This window comes from Sphingobium xanthum, from assembly GCF_019737615.1.
Lineage (GTDB): Bacteria > Pseudomonadota > Alphaproteobacteria > Sphingomonadales > Sphingomonadaceae > Sphingobium > Sphingobium xanthum.
This window is the reverse complement of the sequence record NZ_JAHKKS010000006.1, coordinates 176,755-193,898: the sequence shown is the minus strand read 5'-3', so window position 1 is coordinate 193,898 and position 17,144 is coordinate 176,755. Positions and strand designations below refer to the sequence as shown.

20 protein-coding genes are annotated in these 17,144 nt (G+C 64.7%); 11 read left to right on the top strand and 9 right to left on the bottom strand.

Annotation, left to right across the window (positions count from 1 at the left end; translation table 11 throughout):
• Positions 1-36 precede the first annotated feature (36 nt).
• Positions 37-1,323 carry an MFS transporter gene (locus KM135_RS12005; RefSeq protein WP_221714258.1) on the top strand — a complete coding sequence of 429 codons (1,287 nt, stop codon included), beginning with the start codon at positions 37-39 and terminating at the stop codon, positions 1,321-1,323.
• Between the two features lie 38 nt (positions 1,324-1,361).
• On the opposite strand, the gene KM135_RS12000 is transcribed toward KM135_RS12005, so the two are convergent.
• Positions 1,362-2,255, bottom strand: a complete 894-nt coding sequence (locus KM135_RS12000) for an acyl-CoA thioesterase (RefSeq protein WP_221714257.1) — start codon at positions 2,253-2,255, stop codon at positions 1,362-1,364.
• 122 nt (positions 2,256-2,377) lie between these two features.
• On the opposite strand from KM135_RS12000, the gene KM135_RS11995 reads away from it, so the two are divergent.
• Together KM135_RS11995 and trmFO are read left to right on the top strand one after the other, a co-directional pair.
• Positions 2,378-2,728 carry a DUF952 domain-containing protein gene (locus KM135_RS11995; RefSeq protein WP_221714256.1) on the top strand — a complete coding sequence of 117 codons (351 nt, stop codon included), beginning with the start codon at positions 2,378-2,380 and terminating at the stop codon, positions 2,726-2,728.
• Between the two features lie 173 nt (positions 2,729-2,901).
• Positions 2,902-4,251 carry a methylenetetrahydrofolate--tRNA-(uracil(54)-C(5))-methyltransferase (FADH(2)-oxidizing) TrmFO gene (gene trmFO / locus KM135_RS11990; protein WP_221714255.1) on the top strand — a complete coding sequence of 450 codons (1,350 nt, stop codon included), beginning with the start codon at positions 2,902-2,904 and terminating at the stop codon, positions 4,249-4,251.
• 433 nt (positions 4,252-4,684) lie between these two features.
• Here trmFO and KM135_RS11985 read toward each other — a convergent pair whose 3' ends face one another.
• Both KM135_RS11985 and KM135_RS11980 read right to left on the bottom strand, forming a co-directional pair.
• The gene (locus tag KM135_RS11985) at positions 4,685-5,161 is read right to left on the bottom strand and encodes an EF-hand domain-containing protein (protein WP_221714254.1); all 477 of its coding nucleotides are present in this window, start codon (positions 5,159-5,161) and stop codon (positions 4,685-4,687) included.
• A 32-nt stretch (positions 5,162-5,193) separates the two neighbouring features.
• Positions 5,194-5,868 (bottom strand): hypothetical protein, encoded by a 675-nt coding sequence (locus tag KM135_RS11980; RefSeq protein ID WP_221714253.1) that lies wholly within the window; start codon positions 5,866-5,868, stop codon positions 5,194-5,196.
• A 106-nt stretch (positions 5,869-5,974) separates the two neighbouring features.
• On the opposite strand from KM135_RS11980, the gene KM135_RS11975 reads away from it, so the two are divergent.
• The 3 genes from KM135_RS11975 to KM135_RS11965 are packed head-to-tail and all read left to right on the top strand — an operon-like array spanning position 5,975 to position 9,402.
• A complete protein-coding gene (locus KM135_RS11975) occupies positions 5,975-8,053 on the top strand; it encodes a TadE/TadG family type IV pilus assembly protein (protein WP_221714252.1) in 2,079 nt (692 codons plus the stop codon).
• Between the two features lie 3 nt (positions 8,054-8,056).
• The gene (locus tag KM135_RS11970; protein ID WP_221714251.1) at positions 8,057-8,749 is read left to right on the top strand and encodes a TadE/TadG family type IV pilus assembly protein; all 693 of its coding nucleotides are present in this window, start codon (positions 8,057-8,059) and stop codon (positions 8,747-8,749) included.
• Positions 8,746-9,402: a TadE/TadG family type IV pilus assembly protein gene (locus tag KM135_RS11965; protein WP_221714250.1), complete on the top strand. Its 657-nt coding sequence runs from the start codon at positions 8,746-8,748 to the stop codon at positions 9,400-9,402. Before KM135_RS11970 ends, KM135_RS11965 begins: the two co-directional genes overlap by 4 nt.
• A gap of 21 nt (positions 9,403-9,423) precedes the next feature.
• Here the strand turns inward: KM135_RS11965 and KM135_RS11960 are convergent, their stop codons facing one another.
• From KM135_RS11960 to eno, 4 genes are all read right to left on the bottom strand, one after another.
• Positions 9,424-10,809 (bottom strand): pyruvate dehydrogenase complex E1 component subunit beta, encoded by a 1,386-nt coding sequence (locus tag KM135_RS11960; protein WP_221714249.1) that lies wholly within the window; start codon positions 10,807-10,809, stop codon positions 9,424-9,426.
• Positions 10,809-11,882 (bottom strand): pyruvate dehydrogenase (acetyl-transferring) E1 component subunit alpha, encoded by a 1,074-nt coding sequence (pdhA, locus tag KM135_RS11955; RefSeq protein ID WP_221714248.1) that lies wholly within the window; start codon positions 11,880-11,882, stop codon positions 10,809-10,811. The genes KM135_RS11960 and pdhA overlap by 1 nt, the downstream gene beginning before the upstream one ends.
• Before the next feature lie 121 nt (positions 11,883-12,003).
• A complete protein-coding gene (locus KM135_RS11950; protein WP_221714247.1) occupies positions 12,004-12,315 on the bottom strand; it encodes an FtsB family cell division protein in 312 nt (103 codons plus the stop codon).
• A gap of 122 nt (positions 12,316-12,437) precedes the next feature.
• Positions 12,438-13,712: a phosphopyruvate hydratase gene (gene eno / locus KM135_RS11945; RefSeq protein WP_221714246.1), complete on the bottom strand. Its 1,275-nt coding sequence runs from the start codon at positions 13,710-13,712 to the stop codon at positions 12,438-12,440.
• 190 nt (positions 13,713-13,902) lie between these two features.
• On the opposite strand from eno, the gene KM135_RS11940 reads away from it, so the two are divergent.
• The 5 genes from KM135_RS11940 (at position 13,903) to KM135_RS11920 (ending at position 15,947) form a co-directional block, all read left to right on the top strand.
• Complete coding sequence (locus KM135_RS11940) at positions 13,903-14,412, top strand: hypothetical protein (RefSeq protein WP_221714245.1); 510 nt, start codon at positions 13,903-13,905, stop codon at positions 14,410-14,412.
• 32 nt (positions 14,413-14,444) lie between these two features.
• Positions 14,445-14,819 (top strand): phage holin family protein, encoded by a 375-nt coding sequence (locus KM135_RS11935; protein ID WP_221714244.1) that lies wholly within the window; start codon positions 14,445-14,447, stop codon positions 14,817-14,819.
• Positions 14,816-15,157: a hypothetical protein gene (locus KM135_RS11930; RefSeq protein WP_221714243.1), complete on the top strand. Its 342-nt coding sequence runs from the start codon at positions 14,816-14,818 to the stop codon at positions 15,155-15,157. Before KM135_RS11935 ends, KM135_RS11930 begins: the two co-directional genes overlap by 4 nt.
• Entirely contained in the window at positions 15,147-15,617 is a 471-nt protein-coding gene (locus KM135_RS11925) for a hypothetical protein (RefSeq protein WP_221714242.1), read from the top strand. The genes KM135_RS11930 and KM135_RS11925 overlap by 11 nt, the downstream gene beginning before the upstream one ends.
• A gap of 93 nt (positions 15,618-15,710) precedes the next feature.
• Complete coding sequence (locus tag KM135_RS11920) at positions 15,711-15,947, top strand: DUF4170 domain-containing protein (protein ID WP_221714241.1); 237 nt, start codon at positions 15,711-15,713, stop codon at positions 15,945-15,947.
• A gap of 4 nt (positions 15,948-15,951) precedes the next feature.
• Here the strand turns inward: KM135_RS11920 and KM135_RS11915 are convergent, their stop codons facing one another.
• Together KM135_RS11915 and greA are read right to left on the bottom strand one after the other, a co-directional pair.
• Positions 15,952-16,626: a rhomboid family intramembrane serine protease gene (locus KM135_RS11915; RefSeq protein WP_221714240.1), complete on the bottom strand. Its 675-nt coding sequence runs from the start codon at positions 16,624-16,626 to the stop codon at positions 15,952-15,954.
• A gap of 28 nt (positions 16,627-16,654) precedes the next feature.
• Positions 16,655-17,131 (bottom strand): transcription elongation factor GreA, encoded by a 477-nt coding sequence (gene greA, locus KM135_RS11910; RefSeq protein ID WP_221714239.1) that lies wholly within the window; start codon positions 17,129-17,131, stop codon positions 16,655-16,657.
• Positions 17,132-17,144 lie beyond the last annotated feature (13 nt).

Here is a 17,144-nt window from a genome sequence, read left to right as displayed (position 1 = left end):
GGCCGGACACGCGGCTCTCACAGGCGGAACCAGCCATTGCACGATACCCAGCAGCAAGCTCAGCGGCGCAAGGCGCTGCGCTCCATCGTCGGCGGCTCACTCGGGAATTTCGTCGAATGGTATGACTGGTACGTCTATTCCGCCTTCTCGGTTTATTTCGCGAGCCGCTTCTTCCCCGCCGGGGACCAGACCGCGCAGCTGCTGAGCACGGCCGCCATCTTCGCTGTCGGCTTCCTCGTCCGGCCGATCGGCGCCTGGCTCATGGGCACTTATGCCGATCATCACGGGCGCAAGGCGGGCCTCGCGCTCTCGGTCAGCCTCATGGGCGGCGGCTCGCTGCTCATCGGCCTCATGCCCACCGCCGAGACGATCGGCCTTGCCGCGCCCTTGCTCCTGCTCGTCGCGCGTCTGCTCCAAGGGCTCAGCGTCGGCGGCGAATATGGCGCCAGCGCCACCTATCTCTCGGAAATGGCCGGCAAGAACCGGCGCGGCATCGTCTCCAGCTGGCAATATGTGACGCTGATCGGCGGCCAGCTCGCCGCACTCGGCGTCCAGCTCACGCTGCAGGCGATGCTGAGCGAGACGGCCATGGAGCAATGGGGCTGGCGCATCCCCTTCCTCGTCGGCGCGGTGCTGGCGCTCGGCGTCTTCATCCTGCGCCGCAAGATCGAGGAGACCGCCGATTTCGCGACCGCCAAGGCAAGCGGCAAGAAATCCGGCACCTTCGCGCTGTTCCGCGAGCATCCGGGCGAAGCGCTGCTGGTCATCGCGCTCACCGCCGGCGGCACGCTCTCCTTCTATGCCTACACGACCTATATGCAGAAATATCTGGTCAACTCGGCCGACTTCTCGCGGCCACAGGCGACCCTGATCATGACCGCCGCGCTGACCCTGTTCATGTGTCTCCAGCCGGTCTTCGGCGCACTGTCGGACAGGATCGGCCGTCGCCCCCTGCTGATTGGCTTCGGCATATTCGGCACCTTGCTCACCGTGCCGCTGTTCACCGCCATCGGCGGCACGCGCGATCCGGTCACCGCTTTCGCCCTCGTCCTCGGCGGCCTCGTCATCGTCTCGGGCTACACCTCGATCAACGCGATCGTGAAGGCCGAACTGTTCCCGCCGCATATCCGCGCGCTCGGCGTCGCCTTGCCTTATGCCATCGCCAACGCCCTGTTCGGCGGCACCGCGGAGTATGTCGCACTCTGGCTCGTCAAGGTCGGCCACGAGGAACTGTTCTTCTATTATGTGAGCGGCATGTGCGCCCTCTCGCTCATCGCCTATTGGCGCATGCGCGAGACATCGAAGCATGGGGCGATGGGGTGACCCAAAACTCCTCGCCCCGGACGGGGAGAGGAGACACGCTACTCCCGCAGCCGCATCAGCCCTTCCTGCGCCACACTCGCAATCAACCGCCCGTCCTGCGCGAAGAAATGCCCCCGCGAGAAACCGCGCCCCAATCCCGAGAACGGACTGTCCATCGCATAGAGCAGCCATTCGCCGCCCTCGACATCACCGTGGAACCATACGCTATGATCGATGCTGGCGCTGATCACCTCCGGCCCGCCGATCTGCAGGCCATGCGGCCGATAGGCGGTCGCGAGCAGCAGCATGTCGCTCGCATAGGCCAGCATCGCGCGCTGCATCGCCTGCCCGGCCTCGATCGGACCGCGCCCGATCCGCACCCAGCAGAGCGCATACGGATCGCGCAGTTCATCGACCAGCCCGCTCTGGATCGGGCCGATCGGCCGGAACTCCAGCGGGCTCGGCTGGGTTGCGATGCGCCGCAAGGCCGGTCCGGCGGGCAGATTGTCGAACGTCTTGAGCAGATCGCGCATGCCGAGCAGGCTCTCCGGCTCCGGCACCTCCGGCATGGGAAATTGATGTGCCGGCCCCTCCTCCGCGCGCTGGAAGGAGGCGACCATGTTGAAGATCGGCTTGCCCTGCTGCCGTGCGACGATGCGCCGGTTGGAGAAGGCGCGGCCTTCCATGTCGGCATCGACCTGATAGTCGATCTCGAAATCCTCGCTGGCCGGCCGCATGAAATAGCAATGCAGCGAGTGGACCAGCCGGTCCTCCGCGACCGTCTTCACCGCCGCCATCAGCGCCTGCCCGACCACCTGCCCGCCGAACACCCGCCCCGCACCACCCGGCTTGCGGACGCCGACGAAATGCCCTTCGGCATGCCCCGGCCCGACGTCCAGCAGATGGACCAGCGCCCGCGTGAGCCAGTCCATATCCGGCATTGCATCGGTCATCTCGTTTCCTCATCCGCTCGCATTCGCACCGCTCCCCGGCTGCGAGCGGCCGGAAAATGCGCTGAATTCCGTTAGTAAAGCAAGTGCTGGACGCACCTCGTTCGCTGCCGTAGCGTCAGCAAATGACCGATCTGTTTGCTTTCAAGCTGCTGCGCCCCGAGGAATGGACCACGTGGCGCGAATCGGGGACGTTCACCGGCTCGCCCGTGGACCTCGCCGATGGCTATATCCATCTCTCGGCGCGCGAACAGGTGCGCGAAACGGCCGCCAAATGGTTCGCGGACGTCGATCCGGCGATCCTCGTGATGGTCGACCTCCCTCCTCTTGGCGACACGGTCAAATGGGAGCCCTCGCGCGGCGGCGCGCTGTTCCCGCATGTCTATGGCGCGATCCCGTCCGATGCCGTCGCCGGCCATAGCAAGCTGCGGCTGGGCCCGGACGGGCTGCACGTCTTCCCGGCGGGGTTTGACTAACAAACAATAGCCCCTCCCCTTCAGGGGAGGGGTTGGGGTGGGGGCGATGCGCCAGCATCGCTGACATAGCGGATGGCCGCACCGTCGAGCCCCACCCCCGACCCCTCCCCTGAAGGGGAGGGGCTAATGTTAAACCCTTCCCCTCACCCCCAACTGGGTCCAAAGAGACCCCCATGACCCACCAAGTCCATATCATCGGTGGCGGCCTCGCCGGCAGTGAAGCCGCGTGGCAGCTTGCCCAGGCCGGCATCCGCGTGCGCCTCTCCGAAATGCGCGGCAGCGGCGAGATGACGCCCGCTCACCAGACCGACGCGCTTGCCGAGATGGTCTGCTCGAACAGCTTCCGCTCGGACGATGCCAACAGCAACGCCGTCGGCCTGCTCCATCAGGAGATGCGCGCGCTCGGATCGATCATCATGGCGCAGGCGGACAAGTCCAAGGTCCCCGCCGGGTCCGCCCTCGCCGTCGATCGCGACATTTTCGCGGGCGGCGTCACACAGGCCGTCGCCAGTCACCCCCTGATCGAGGTCGTGCGCGAGCGCATCGATGCGCTGCCGAGCGAAGGCCCGACCATCATCGCCACCGGCCCGCTCACTGCCGTTCCGCTCGCCGAGGCGATCGCCCGCGCCACCGGCCGCGACCAGCTCGCCTTCTTCGATGCCATCGCGCCGATCGTCCATGGCGACACGATCGACATGGACATCGCCTGGAAAGCCAGCCGCTGGGACAAGGGATCGCCCGATGGCGACGGCAAGGACTACATCAACTGCCCGATGAACCGGGAGCAATATGAGGCGTTCGTGCAGGGCCTGCGCGACGGGCCCAAGACCGAGTTCAAGCAATGGGAAAAGGACACGCCCTATTTCGAGGGCTGCATGCCGATCGAGGTGATGGCCGATCGCGGCGTCGATACGCTGCGCCACGGCCCGATGAAGCCGGTCGGCCTCGACAATCCGCGCACCGGCCGCTGGCCGCATGCCGTCGTCCAGCTGCGGCAGGACAATGCGCTCGGCACGCTCTGGAACATGGTCGGCTTCCAGACCAAGCTCAAATATGAGGCGCAGGTCGCCCTGTTCCGCACGATCCCGGCACTGGAAAACGCCCAGTTCGCGCGGCTCGGCGGGCTGCATCGCAACACCTTTATCAAGAGCCCGGAATTGCTCGACGGCGCCCTGCGCCTGCGCGGCGCCCCGCATATCCGCTTCGCCGGGCAGATCACCGGCTGCGAAGGCTATGTCGAAAGCGCCGCCGTCGGTCTGCTCGCCGGCCTGATGACCGCCGCGGAGCTCGCCGGCCGGAGCCTGCCCACCCCGCCGCCCGAGACCGCGCTCGGCGCCCTCCTCGGCCACATCACCGGCGGCGCGGACGCCGAGAGCTATCAGCCGATGAACGTCAATTTCGGCCTCTTCCCGCCGCTCGACGAGAGCGTGCGCAAGAAGGATCGCAAGCAGGGCTATACAGACCGTGCCCGCACAGCGCTGGCGACATGGAAGCAGGACGCGCTGGGGGCAGTACCCGCGTAACACCCTCTCCCGCCTGCGGGAGAGGGAGGGCCCCGCCGCGTAGCGGTGGGAGGGTGAGGGTCTTCTTCTTTTCCGAGCTCGAAGAAAAAGAAGACCCTCACCCAACCCTCTCTCGCAAGCGGGAGGGCTTAGGCTGTCCTACAACCTACCAAACATGCAATAAGCTAACGAAGGCCCCGTTTCTTTCGTTCTTTGACACCGTCAAAAAATCCAGCAAATTCAAACACTCCGCTCACCCTGAGCCGGACTTTTGCGCGCTCACCATGCGTGACATGAGGGACGTTAGAGAAGTTATCCCCGAAAAAGCCCGGAAATCCGTAACTTACCGAACGCACGGACGAGCGGCTATGTGCAGCGGCCATGCACTTTGGCTACCCTCACACGCCCGAACCGACCTCCCAAACCCAAAACCACGTCGCAAACCCGCCGCGACTCAGTCCCCGTCGCAGACGCACTCCTGCCGGGGCGCGGCAGGCTTGGGCGCCGTCGTCGCAAACTCGGCCGCGTTCAGCTTGCCGTCCTTGTTGGCATCCGCCCCGGCAAACCGGTCGGATGTCCGCACGGCCCATTCCTCGAACGAGAGAAGGTTGTTCCCGTCCTTGTCGAGCTTGCGGAACGCGGCGGAACGGGTCGAGAGCATCTCGACGCGGGTAATCGCGCTGTCCCGATTGCGGTCATAGCGGTCGAAGCGCCGTTGTTCGCGCGTGCGCTGGGCGGCAGCGGGCGGCCCCGGGGGCGGTGCGCCGCGTGCATCGGGATCGCCCTCGCCCGGCAGGGTCGGCGGCTGCGCCTTGGCGCCGCCCTGCGCGACCAGCGGCCGCGTTTGCCGGTCGGCCTCGCCCTGCCACCAGAACAGCCCTGCCGCGACGAGCAGCAATGCGGCGATCGATCCTGCCAGAAAGCGTCCCATGGCTCCCCCGCCCATCCTGCGACGCGGCGAGACTAGCCGCGGATCGAGGCCAGCAGCAAGCGCCCATAATGACGCAGCGAGAAGCCGCCCACTGGCACGTTGCCTGCCACGATGTCCGGTCTCGCGACGGCCTGTGCGAGGCGGAGCGGTTTCAGCGCGGCGTCGGACGGCGCGGCGCCCGGTCCTTGCGCGCGCGCAACCTCCAGCGCAAGGCCCGCGAGCGCCCTGTCACGGACATGGCCGGCAAGGTCCCAGAGCGCCCATTGCCGACCGGCTCGCTCGACGGCCTCGTCCTGCTCCGATCCCGCCGCTATCAGCGAGAACAGGCCGCCGCCGCGCGCCGCCGCATAGGCAGCGAGTTCATCGGCCCCCATCGGATCGGGCGAGGCAAGCATGCGCCATCCGTCGATCAGTCGCTCGGCCCGCGCCCCGGAACCTTCCGGCGCGATCGCCCGCCATTGCTCGACGAGAGGCTCGCCGCCGCCTTTCCCGGCATCCTGCTCGACCAGCACGGCATCCCACCAGGCAAGCCGGATCGCCGCGATCGTCGGATCGCCCCCCCTTTTCACCACTGCCGCAAGGCGCTGGTCCAGCAACCAGCACAGCTGATGCCAGGCGCGCAGGTCCGGCGGCGCATAGGCCAGCAGCAGGCGTGGCAACGGTGATAGCGGCGCCAGCGAAACATCTTTGTTTTCCGTAGCGTTCACGGCCCGTCAACCATCCCGCTTAGGCTTCCGTCCACCACCCGGCGCTATTGGCCGATGTGGCTTCGTGGCGGAGCGATCGATCCGCCGGACCGGGAAAGTCGATGCAATGAAGGCAGACATGACGCGCGAGCGCACGGGTGCATCCTTTCTGACGCGATTGGGCCGCGATGCCGCGGGCAACACCATCGCGCTTGCGGCGGCTGCCATGATTCCGTTGGCAGGCCTGATCGGCGGCGGGGTCGACATGAGTCGTCTCTACCTGACGAAGACGCGCCTGCAACATGCTTGTGACGCCGGCGCGCTCGCCGGCCGCAAGGTCATGGGTGCCGGTGCCTGGACAACGGGCGGCACGACCAGCGCGCAGGCGCGCGCCAACGAACTCTTCGCGACCAACTTCAAGACCAATGCCTATGGCACCGGCACGCTGACCCGAAACTACACGGAGAGCAACGGCACCGTGACCGGCAACGTCAGCGTCGCCGTGCCGATGACCATCATGCGCGTCTTCGGCATGAGCTCGCGCAACCTCGCGGTCACTTGCACCGCCAAGATGGAAATTCCGAACACGGACGTCATGTTCGTGCTCGACGTCACCGGTTCCATGAATTGTGCGGCCGGCGATGCGTGGTGCTCGAACAACGGCAACGTGCCGGCTGTCGGCGCGAAAATCACGGGCCTCAAGAGCGCGGTCAAATGCTTCTATGAAGCACTCCTCAAGGTGAACACGGCCGAGGTCTGCGGCAACGATCCCTCGGCGACGACCTACAGCGGCACCGCGCAGATCCGGCTCGGCTTCATGCCCTATTCCGTCAATGTGAACGTCGGCAAGCTCCTGCCCAACGACGCGCTCGCCAACAGCTGGGCCTACCAGTCGCGCCAAGCGAACTTCACTGACCAACCGATCTATTCCGCCAATAGCCCGACAGTGAACGGCCCCTATTGGGAGGTCTATACCAATGGCTGGGGCAGCCAGATCAGCATCAGTCAGACACAGTGCCTGGGCTATATGAAAAACGAAAATTTCGATGGTTGGGGCGGCTTCAGCCCGACGGCGACCTCGTCCGGCGGCCCGGTGCCCACAGCGACAGTCGCTACGACCTTCCCGCATGACGGCGCCGCTACCTCGGGCGGCAGCACAGGCGAGTGGGGATGGAGCGGCGCGTCCGACACGAGCGGCGACACTCGCAGCTGCCGCCGGCTGCGCACGGACACGACCACCACGTATGCACAGACCGGCACCACGCAGGTCTTCAGCAACTGGACCTACAAGCAGGTCACGTTCGATGTGAGTGGCCTCAAGGCCGGCGGCAGCAGCTGGAACAGCAGTGTCGCGCTTCCCATCGGCAGCAGCGGCACCAATACCAATGTCTCCTGGACCGGCTGCGTCGAGGAACGCCAGGCATCGGCCACGAAGAATTCCGATCATGATCCGAGCGACGAATGGGGCACGATCCCGTCGGACGCCAACGACATGAACATCGATCTGCTGCCCGATCCCAATGTCGCCGGCACCCAATGGGGGCCGCAGCTCGGTGGCGCCGTCTATTTCCGCTACTCGGGCGGCAGTGACACCACCTCCAATGTGACGTCGTCGAGCAACTTCGACCAGCCCACCCATTACTGCACGACCGAGGCGAAGAAGCTGCAGACCTGGTACACGTCCGACAGCTTCGTCACTTATGTCGACTCGCTCACCGCCATCGGCAACACATATCACGACATCGGCATGATCTGGGGCGCGCGCTTCATCTCGCCCACCGGCATCTTCGCCAGCGAGAATGCCCAGACGTCCGGCGGCGGCGCTATCCAGCGCCACATCATCTTCATGACCGACGGCGACACCATGTCGTATAACGACGACTATATGGCCTACGGCATCAGCTGGTGGGATCGTCGCCAGACGACCTACGCGCCGGTCAACAACGAAGGCGGCGGCTCGGGCACCGACAGTTCCACGGCGCGGATGATCAACGCGCACCTCACGGCGCTCTGCACCGCCATCAAGAACAAGAACATCACGTTGTGGGTCATTTCCTATGGCGGCGGTATCAATGCGACGACCGAAGCGCGCCTTCAGGCGTGCGCCACGAGCGGCAAATATTTCTCGGCCGCAGATACGGCCACGTTGATCTCGAACTTCAAGCAGATCGCTTCCGAAATCGCCGAACTCAGGCTGACGAGCTGAGCCATGGCGACGGTTCACACGATTGCCCGCCCCCTTGCCGAGCGGCTGCGGCGCCTCCGCACCGCGCAGCAGGGCACGACCATCCTCGAGTTCGGACTCATCTCGCCCGCACTGATCGTGCTGCTGCTCGGCTCACTCGACATCGGCCACACCCTCTACATGCAGGGCGTCTTGCAGGGCGCCCTGCAGAAGGCCGCGCGTGACGGTACGCTGGAGACCGCCGCCGGCACATCGACAACGACGCGCGACACGATCGACGACCGGGTCAAGGCGCAGCTCGGCACTCTGCACAATACCGCCACGGTCACAGTCGCCCGCCGCTTCTACAAGACTTTCTCCAAGGCTGCGGCGGCGCAAGCCGAAGCCTTCACGGACTCCGCCGCCGGCAGCCCCTATCGCGACGGCAAGTGCAACAATGGCGAAGCCTATGTCGATGCGAACAACAACGGACTGTTCGATCGCGACGGAGGCGACTCTGCGGATCGCGCCGGCGCGCGCGACAATATGGTCTACACCGTGACGATCAGCTATCCGCGCATGTTCCCGCTCGACAAGCTGATCGGCGGTCGCGGCACGACGACGCTGACTGCCTCTACCGTGCTTGCCAACCAGCCCTTTGGCGACCAGGAGCAATATGCGACCCCAACGGTCGATAATTGCGGCATGGGCACGCCCGATGTGGATGCGCCGTCATGAGACCGCTCGCTGCATCCCTTCATCGATTGCGGGGCGACACGAGCGGCCTCGCGGCCGTCGAGTTCGCGCTCACCTCGCCGATCATCCTCGCGATGTTCCTGTCAGGCGCGGAACTCACCAACTATGCGATCACCAAGCTGCGGATCAGCCAGATCGCGCTCCACGTCGCCGACAATGCCTCCCGCATCGGCACGAACAGCCTGCTCACCGCGCCGCAAATCAGCGAGACGCAGATCAACGATCTCCTCATCGGCGCAAACCTGCAAGCCGGCGCGCTCGACCTCTCAACGCGCGGCCGTGTCATCGTCTCCAGCCTCGAGCCTGTGGCCAACCCGAATACGACGAGCAAGTTCAAGATCCGCTGGCAGCGCTGCTATGGCGGCAAGACCTACAGCTCAAGCTACGGCGTGCAGGGAGACACCAACAAGAACAACATGGGTCCGGCCGGACAGACCGTCACCACGCCGGACGACACCGCCGTGATGTTCGTCGAGGTCGCCTATGACTACCAGCCGCTTATCTCGTCACGACTGGTCCCGACGACGGTGATCAAGGACATTGCAGCCATGACAGTGCGCGACAATCGCGACTATGCCGGCAATGGCGGCACGGGCATCTACAACAACGAAGGCGCGACGCCTTCGACCTGCTGATCCCGCGCGGGGATCAACGCCTCAGCTCTTGTAGCAGACCTTCCTGGCGGCCGCGACGACGCGCGCGGAATCGATGATCGCCGCCTTTTCGAGATTGGCCGCATAAGGCAGCGGCACATCCTCGTTGGTGACGCGCAGCACCGGCGCATCGAGATCGTCGAAGCCCTGCTCCATGCAGACTGCCATGATCTCCGAGGAAATCGAGCAGACCGGCCAGCCTTCCTCGACCACGACGACACGGTTGGTTTTGGCGAGGCTCTGCAGCACGGTCGCTGTGTCGAGCGGGCGCAGGGTGCGCAGGTCGATCACTTCGGCATCGATGCCTTCGCCGGAGAGCTGCTCGGCCGCGTCCAGCGCAACGCCGACGCCGATCGAGTAGCTGACGATTGTCACGTCCTTGCCGGGACGGACGATGCGCGCCTTGCCGATCGGCAGGACATGATCCTCGACCTGCGGCACGTCGAAGCTGCGTCCGTAGACGAGTTCGTTCTCGAGGAAGACCACCGGATCCTCGCTGCGGATCGCGGCCTTGAGCAGGCCCTTGGCGTCCGAGCTGTCATAGGGCGCGATGACGACCAGACCCGGCACCGCAGCGTACCACGGGCCATAATTCTGGCTATGCTGCGCGGCGACGCGCGAGGCGGCGCCATTGGGACCGCGGAACACGATCGGGCAGCGCATCTGGCCGCCGGACATGTAATTGGTCTTGGCAGCAGAGTTGATGATGTGGTCGATCGCCTGCATGGCGAAGTTGAATGTCATGAACTCGACGACCGGACGCAGGCCACCCATCGCCGCGCCCGCGCCGATGCCGGCAAAGCCATGCTCGGTGATCGGCGTGTCGATGACGCGCTTGGGACCGAACTCGTCGAGCAGGCCCTGCGTCACCTTGTAGGCGCCCTGATACTCGGCGACTTCCTCGCCCATCAAGAACACGCGCGGATCCTTGCGCATTTCCTCGGCCATGGCGTCGCGCAGGGCCTCGCGGACGGTCGTCTTGACCATCTGCGTGCCTTCCGGGATCGCCGGATCGGTCACGGCGACGGCCTTGCCGCCACCCAGATTGCTGGTGCCGCTCTCGGCCTTCTTCGGCGCGGGCTCTTCCGCGGCGGCCTCGGCCTTGGGCGCTTCCACGGCCGCGGGCGCCGGCGCAGCCGCCGCTTCGCCTTCGCCGGTCAACAGCGCGATCACGGTGCCGACCTTCACATTGTCGGTGCCCTCGGCGATCAGGATCTTCTCGATCGTACCTTCGTCGACCGCCTCGAACTCCATCGTCGCCTTGTCGGTCTCGATCTCGGCCATGATGTCGCCGGCCTTGACCTCGTCGCCTTCCTTCACCAGCCATTTGGCCAGCGTACCCTCTTCCATCGTCGGCGAGAGGGCCGGCATCTTGATCTCGAGACCCATTAGTACTGCTCCACCAGAACGTCGGTATAGAGTTCGCCGGCTACAGGCTCGGGCGAGGTCTCCGCAAAGTCCGCAGCCTCGCTCACGACCTTGCGGATCTCGGCGTCGATGCTCTTCAGCTCGTCTTCCTTGATGCCAGCATCGGCCAGCGCCTTCTTGATACCTTCGATCGGATCGGAGGTCTCGCGCATGGTCTGCACTTCGTCGCGAGAGCGATACTTCGCCGGATCGGACATGGAGTGGCCGCGATAGCGATAGGTCTTCATCTCCAGGATGATCGGCCCCTTGCCCGCGTGAATCCAGGCAAGTGCCTCTTCGGTCGCGCCACGGCAGGCAAGCACGTCCATGCCGTCTACCTGGATGCCGGGAATACGGAAGCTCTCGCCGCGCAGATAGAAACGATCCTCGGACGAGGAGCGATGAACCGACGTGCCCATCGCATATTGGTTGTTCTCGATCACGTAGATGATCGGCAGGCCCCAGAGCGCGGCCATGTTGAAGCTCTCGTAGACCTGACCCTGATTGGCCGCGCCGTCGCCGAAATAGGCCACGCAGACGCCGCCGTCCTCGCTATATTTGTGACCGAAGGCGAGGCCGGTGCCGAGCGAAACCTGCGCGCCGACGATGCCGTGGCCGCCGTAGAATTTATGCTCGACACTGAACATGTGCATCGAGCCGCCTTTGCCGCGCGAGATGCCGGCCTCGCGGCCGGTCAGCTCGGCCATGATGACCTTGGGATCGATGCCGTAAGCAAGCATGTGGCCATGATCGCGATAGCCGGTGATCACGCTGTCCTTGCCGGGCGTGAGCGCCGACTGGATGCCGACCGCGACGGCTTCCTGACCGATATAGAGATGGCAGAAACCGCCGATCAGGCCGAGACCGTAAAGCTGGCCCGCGCGCTCCTCGAAGCGGCGAATGAGCAGCATCTGCTTGTAGAATTCGAGCAGTTCTTCCTTGCTGGCCTGGTACGGCTTGGGATCGGCCGGACGCTCGCGATTATGATCGGCCGGGGCCGGCGCGGCTGTGCCCGCAGCTGGCTTTCTCGAGCGGCTGGAAGCTGGCTTCGCCAATGTTTCAGGTCCTTCTCGCGTGGTAATTTTGTGCAGCTATAGGCGCGGCATGCGCACAAGCGCAATGTCCAGATAGGTTAAACGACCCGTGATTTAGGAGACGAGAAAGGCGAAATGCCGCTCACTTCATCGGGACGACGACTTCATCCGGATGCGTGACGCCAAGCTGGCGGCGAACCAGCTCGTCAGCCATGTCGGGATCGACCTTTCGCGGATCGAGCAGCTTCACCCGGTTGTCGATCGCCGCCTTCTGGGCCTGCAGCATCTTGAGTTCGGCCTGCCGCTGCCGGAGCTGACGGCTATAGTCTCCCCAGGCGAGAATGCCGTTGGGGCCGACGATGGCATAAGCGATGAAGATGAGCAGAAGGACAATCGCGATCGCCGGCATCATCGCCGACCCGAATAACAGCCTCAATTTCGCCAGTTGCGCCATTCCTCCTTGGAATCACGCCGCCCCGGTCATTGCAAGTGTAAAATGGCGCAACGCGACGAAACGAGTCGCAGGCAGGAAGAATCTCATACCTGCAACGCTCTCACGCCGGCTAACCGACAGTGTCAGCGAAAAATACCGGCTCCGGCATAGACGGCACGATCACCCAGCTCCTCCTCGATGCGGATGAGCTGGTTATATTTGGCGAGCCGGTCCGAGCGCGCCAGTGAACCCGTCTTGATCTGGCCGCAGTTGGTGGCGACGGCGAGATCAGCAATGGTCGCGTCCTCGGTCTCGCCAGAGCGGTGCGACATCACGTTGGTGTAGCGCGCGCGATGCGCCATATCGACGGCCGCCAGCGTCTCTGTGAGCGAGCCGATCTGGTTGACCTTCACCAGCATCGAATTGGCGAGGCCCTTCTCGATGCCTATGGCAAGGCGCTTGGGATTGGTGACGAACAGGTCGTCGCCGACCAGCTGGCACTTGTGGCCAATCTTGTCGGTCAGCGCCTTCCAGCCTTCGAAATCGTCCTCGCTCATGCCGTCCTCGATCGACTTGATCGGGTAGCGCGCCACGAGATCGGCGAGATAGTCAGCCATCTCGCCCGGCGAGAGCGACAGACCCTCGCCCGAAATGACATATTTGCCGTCCTTGAAAAATTCAGTCGCGGCGCAATCGAGCGCAAGCATGACATTCTCGCCCGGCTTGTAGCCGGCCTTCTCGATGCTCTGCATGATGAAGTCGAGCGCTTCGACCGTGGACGCGATGTTCGGCGCGAAGCCACCTTCGTCACCGACGCCGGTCGCAAGGCCCTTGTCGTGCAGGCCCTTCTTCAGCGTATGGAAAATTTCCGAACCGATCTGCACGGCGTGGGCGATGCTCTCGGCGCCGACCGGCATGATCATGAATTCCTGGAAGTCGATCGGATTGTCGGCATGCTCGCCGCCATTGATGATGTTCATCATCGGCACGGGCAGGACATGCGCCGAAACGCCGCCGACATACCGATAGAGCGGCAGGCCGCGCGCATCCGCCGCCGCCTTGGCAACCGCGAGGCTTACGCCGAGAATGGCATTCGCGCCGAGACGCGCCTTGTTGTCGGTTCCGTCGAGGGCGATCATCGCCGCATCGACATCGCCCTGGTCTTCGGCGTCCATGCCGATGATCGCGTCGCTGATCTCGCCGTTCACGGCGGCGACGGCCTGGAGCACGCCCTTGCCCAAATAGACGCTCTTGTCCCCGTCGCGCTTTTCCACCGCTTCGTAGGCACCGGTCGAGGCCCCCGAGGGCACGGCGGCACGGCCGAAGCTGCCGTCTTCCAGCAGAACATCGACTTCGACGGTCGGATTACCGCGGCTGTCGAGAATCTGGCGAGCATGGATGTCGAGAATTTCGGTCATGGCGGTGTTACCCCTCACGGCTGCACGGACTTGCGCCGCCGCTTAGCGAGCGCTCCGGGCTATGGCAATGCCGGCCGGTGCGGCAAGCGCGACACAGTCTCGGGAACGAAGGCCGAGAGGGTCTGTTAATGGGACAAACCCTTGCTATATCGAAAAGCGAGGGGCAACGTTTTGCCAGAAAGGAACCATCATGGCCGAGACGAGCAGCACATCGCCCAAGCGCAAACCCGCAACATCCGCGGCAACGAAGAAACCCGCCGCCAGGAAGCCCTCCGCAACCAAGGCCGCAGCGCTGAAGGAAGCCAAAGCCGCGCACAGCAACGGCACGGAGAGCAGCGCCGGCGCCAACTGGCGCGAGCAGGCCGGCGACTTCGCCGAGCAGGCCAAGGCTACCGCGCGCGACGCTGCGACCAGCGCCAAAAACACGACCGGCGAAGCCCTTGCCGGCCTTTCCAAACTGATCTCCGACACGGCCGAGACGGTCGATTCCAAGCTCGGCCCGCAATATGGCGACTATGCCCGCAAGGCGGCGGAAACCGTTGCCGGTGCAGCCAAATCGCTGGACGACAAGGATGTCGATCAGCTCGCGGAAGAAGCGCGCAACTTCGTGCGCAAAAGCCCGGCGGTCGCGATCGGCGCGGCTGCCGTCGTGGGCTTCGTGCTCATGCGGATGATGCGCGGCAACTCGAACGACGCCTGAGACAGCGAGGACGATCGGCCAGATCCTGAACGATGAGCGAGAGCGACGCGGACCTCAAAGAGACGGTGGCGCCGCCGCCCGACGACGGCTCCATCAAAGCCAGCGTCGAGCGGCTCATCGCCTCGGGCCGGGAACTGGCCGAAGCTGAACTGCACTGGGCGAAGCTCAAGGCGGCGCTCATTGCCGACGGGCTGCGCAAATGGCTAGCGCTGGCGACGCTGGCGCTCATCTTCCTCGTCATGGGTGTCGTGATCCTGATCGGCTCGACTATCATCGCGCTGGCGCCCTATGTCGGCTGGCTCTGGGCGAGCCTCATCATCGCCGGCGTCTCGATCCTCGCTGCCGTCGGCTTCGCGCTGGCGGCACGGCGGACCTTCATTCGTTTGCTTGAAGGGAAAGGCCCGTGAGCAAGGTCGATCCTGAAGAACGGCTGATCCGCGCGCGTGAGCGAGCCACGGTCGCTCGCCTGCGCTTTATCAGCTCGCTCCAGAGTACGCAGCGGCGGCTCTCGTTCGACCGCCTCAAGGGCGACGCGCTCGTCGCGGCAAGCGACAAGGCGGACGAGGTCCGCAGCGACATGCGTCAGGCGTTGCGCCGCCACCCCCTGATGGCAGCCTCCGGGGTGCTGGGCCTCATTGCCGTGATCTTCTGGCGGCCGGCGCGGCTCGCTGCTCTATATGGGATGAGAGGCGCACAGCTGGTCTGGCTGAACCGGCGCCTGTGGAGGCAGATCGATGACGACTGACGAAGGCGCGACACCCGTCGAAGCGGTTCGGGCCAAGGCCCGCGAAAGTGTCGCCCGCGTGCGCAAAACAGCAACCGACGTGATTGCCGTGACCCGCGAGACCAGTGAAGCGGTGATCGAGGATACTCGCGAGAAGACCTATCGTGCGGCGGCAGAGACCAACCGGCTGTTTCAGGAGCATCCGATTGCCGCCGTGGCGGCCGCCGCCGCAGCCGGTGCCATCATCGGTATCTTCATGCCGCGTGTCGCCATTGCCGGAAAGGCCGGAAAGATCGCCGGCCGGGCCATCAGGGCCGCTGCGACCAGCGAAACCGCAAAGATCGTCGTCGCCGGTCTCAACGACCAGCGGAAGGCCGCAATGCGCAGCGCCGCCGGCAAGGCCGCGAGCGCGGTCGGCGAGCGCATTCGCACGCAGAGCAGGAAGCTGGCACCGGGCAAGACGGACGCCGAGGAAGGCTGAGCGACGCGCATCGGCTTGGCATGGCGCAGGGACGCTGCTAGCGCAGGCCGAAACACGGCTACCGCCGAATGCCGTTCACTCTGGGAGCTTCCATTGAGCCTTTTGCATCTCGTCATGGGCGGGCGCGTCACGAACCCGCAGACACTCGAATTTCAGGATCTGAGCTCGATCGAGCTGGTCGGCGTCTATCCGGACTATGCCAGCGCCGAAAAGGCCTGGCGCGGCGCGGCCCAGCGCACGGTCGATGACGCCGAGATGCGCTATGTCATCGTGCATCTGCACCGTCTGCTTGATCCGGCGGGGGAAGCCCAAGACCCGCAGGTCGATTGACCGGTCAGAGCGGCCGGAAGCGCCAGGACAACAGCGGGCGGGCCAGCAACAGCCCCGCAATGAACCCGCCGATATGCGCGCCGATGGCCACGCTGCCGAACAGCGCATCGAACCCGCCGGCCAGCGCGATCAGCAATTGCAGGATCGTCCAGGCGGCAGCGAGCCAGAGCATGCGCACGACATAGGCCGGCACCGGCCCCAGCGCGCGCACGCCGCGCTGGCTGTAAATCATCGCATAGGTGCCGAGCAGCGCTGAAATGGCGCCGCTTGCGCCGATCATCGGGATGACTGTCTCGCCATTGGCGGAGGTCAGTGTCGCAATTGCCCATTGCCCGATCGCGGCGGCATAGGCACCGACGACGTAAATGAGGATCAGCCGCCCCTGCCCCAGCAACTGTTCGACATAGCGGCCGCAAAATATCAGCATCATCAGATTGAAAGCGAGATGCAGCCAGTCCGAATGGATCAAGGTCGCGCTGAGCGGCGTCAGCCAGAGCGGGAGCCACGGTATGTCGATCGAGATGCCTTGGGCGGCGAGCGCATTGACGCGCTCCGGGATGAAGCCAGCCAGAATCGCGGCGCGATCCGTCTGGCCGGTCAGATAGACTGGCAGGAAAGCTAGAAAAGTGAGGCCGGCCAGGATGTTCGTAGCCGGCCCACGGGGAAGCGTCACCGCCATGATGCTAGCCTCACGCGGCGCGCGATTCTCAGATGAACTCAATCTTATCGACCAGGTAGAACTTGTCGCCGGACGGAACCGTGACTTCGACTTCCTCGCCGACCTGGCGGCCAATGAGCGCACGGCCCAGCGGCGAATTATAGCTGATCATACCGAGCTTGGCGTCCGCCTCCGCCTGGCCGACGATCTGATAGCGCACCGGCTGATCGTCCTCGTCCTGCAACGTCACCGTCGCGCCGAAGATGATCTTGTCGCCCGAGAGGCTCTTGGGATCGATGACCTGAGCGCGCGAGAGCTTGTCCTCGATGTCGGCGATCGACGCCTCGACCTGACCCTGGCGCTCCTTGGCGGCATGATATTCGGCGTTTTCCGAAAGGTCACCGTGCGCACGCGCTTCCTCGATCGCTTCCACGATCAAGGGACGCTCCGCTTTGAGGGCACGCACCTGCTCCGTCAGCTTGTCATAGCCAACCTGCAGCATCGGCATCTTCTCAACGGTCGCCATATAACTCCCCAAT

Coding starts and splice junctions, on each gene's coding strand:
- trmFO (WP_221714255.1), top strand. CDS start 2,902: ATGACCCACCAAGTCCATATCATCGGTGGCGGCCTCGCCGGCAGTGAA.
- eno (WP_221714246.1), bottom strand. CDS start 13,712: ATGACCGAAATTCTCGACATCCATGCTCGCCAGATTCTCGACAGCCGC.
- KM135_RS11970 (WP_221714251.1), top strand. CDS start 8,057: ATGGCGACGGTTCACACGATTGCCCGCCCCCTTGCCGAGCGGCTGCGG.
- KM135_RS11925 (WP_221714242.1), top strand. CDS start 15,147: ATGACGACTGACGAAGGCGCGACACCCGTCGAAGCGGTTCGGGCCAAG.
- KM135_RS12000 (WP_221714257.1), bottom strand. CDS start 2,255: ATGACCGATGCAATGCCGGATATGGACTGGCTCACGCGGGCGCTGGTC.
- KM135_RS11960 (WP_221714249.1), bottom strand. CDS start 10,809: ATGGGTCTCGAGATCAAGATGCCGGCCCTCTCGCCGACGATGGAAGAG.
- KM135_RS11985 (WP_221714254.1), bottom strand. CDS start 5,161: ATGGGACGCTTTCTGGCAGGATCGATCGCCGCATTGCTGCTCGTCGCG.
- KM135_RS11935 (WP_221714244.1), top strand. CDS start 14,445: ATGAGCGAGAGCGACGCGGACCTCAAAGAGACGGTGGCGCCGCCGCCC.
- KM135_RS11965 (WP_221714250.1), top strand. CDS start 8,746: ATGAGACCGCTCGCTGCATCCCTTCATCGATTGCGGGGCGACACGAGC.
- greA (WP_221714239.1), bottom strand. CDS start 17,131: ATGGCGACCGTTGAGAAGATGCCGATGCTGCAGGTTGGCTATGACAAG.
- KM135_RS11915 (WP_221714240.1), bottom strand. CDS start 16,626: ATGGCGGTGACGCTTCCCCGTGGGCCGGCTACGAACATCCTGGCCGGC.
- KM135_RS11975 (WP_221714252.1), top strand. CDS start 5,975: ATGAAGGCAGACATGACGCGCGAGCGCACGGGTGCATCCTTTCTGACG.
- KM135_RS11995 (WP_221714256.1), top strand. CDS start 2,378: ATGACCGATCTGTTTGCTTTCAAGCTGCTGCGCCCCGAGGAATGGACC.
- KM135_RS11950 (WP_221714247.1), bottom strand. CDS start 12,315: ATGGCGCAACTGGCGAAATTGAGGCTGTTATTCGGGTCGGCGATGATG.
- KM135_RS11940 (WP_221714245.1), top strand. CDS start 13,903: ATGGCCGAGACGAGCAGCACATCGCCCAAGCGCAAACCCGCAACATCC.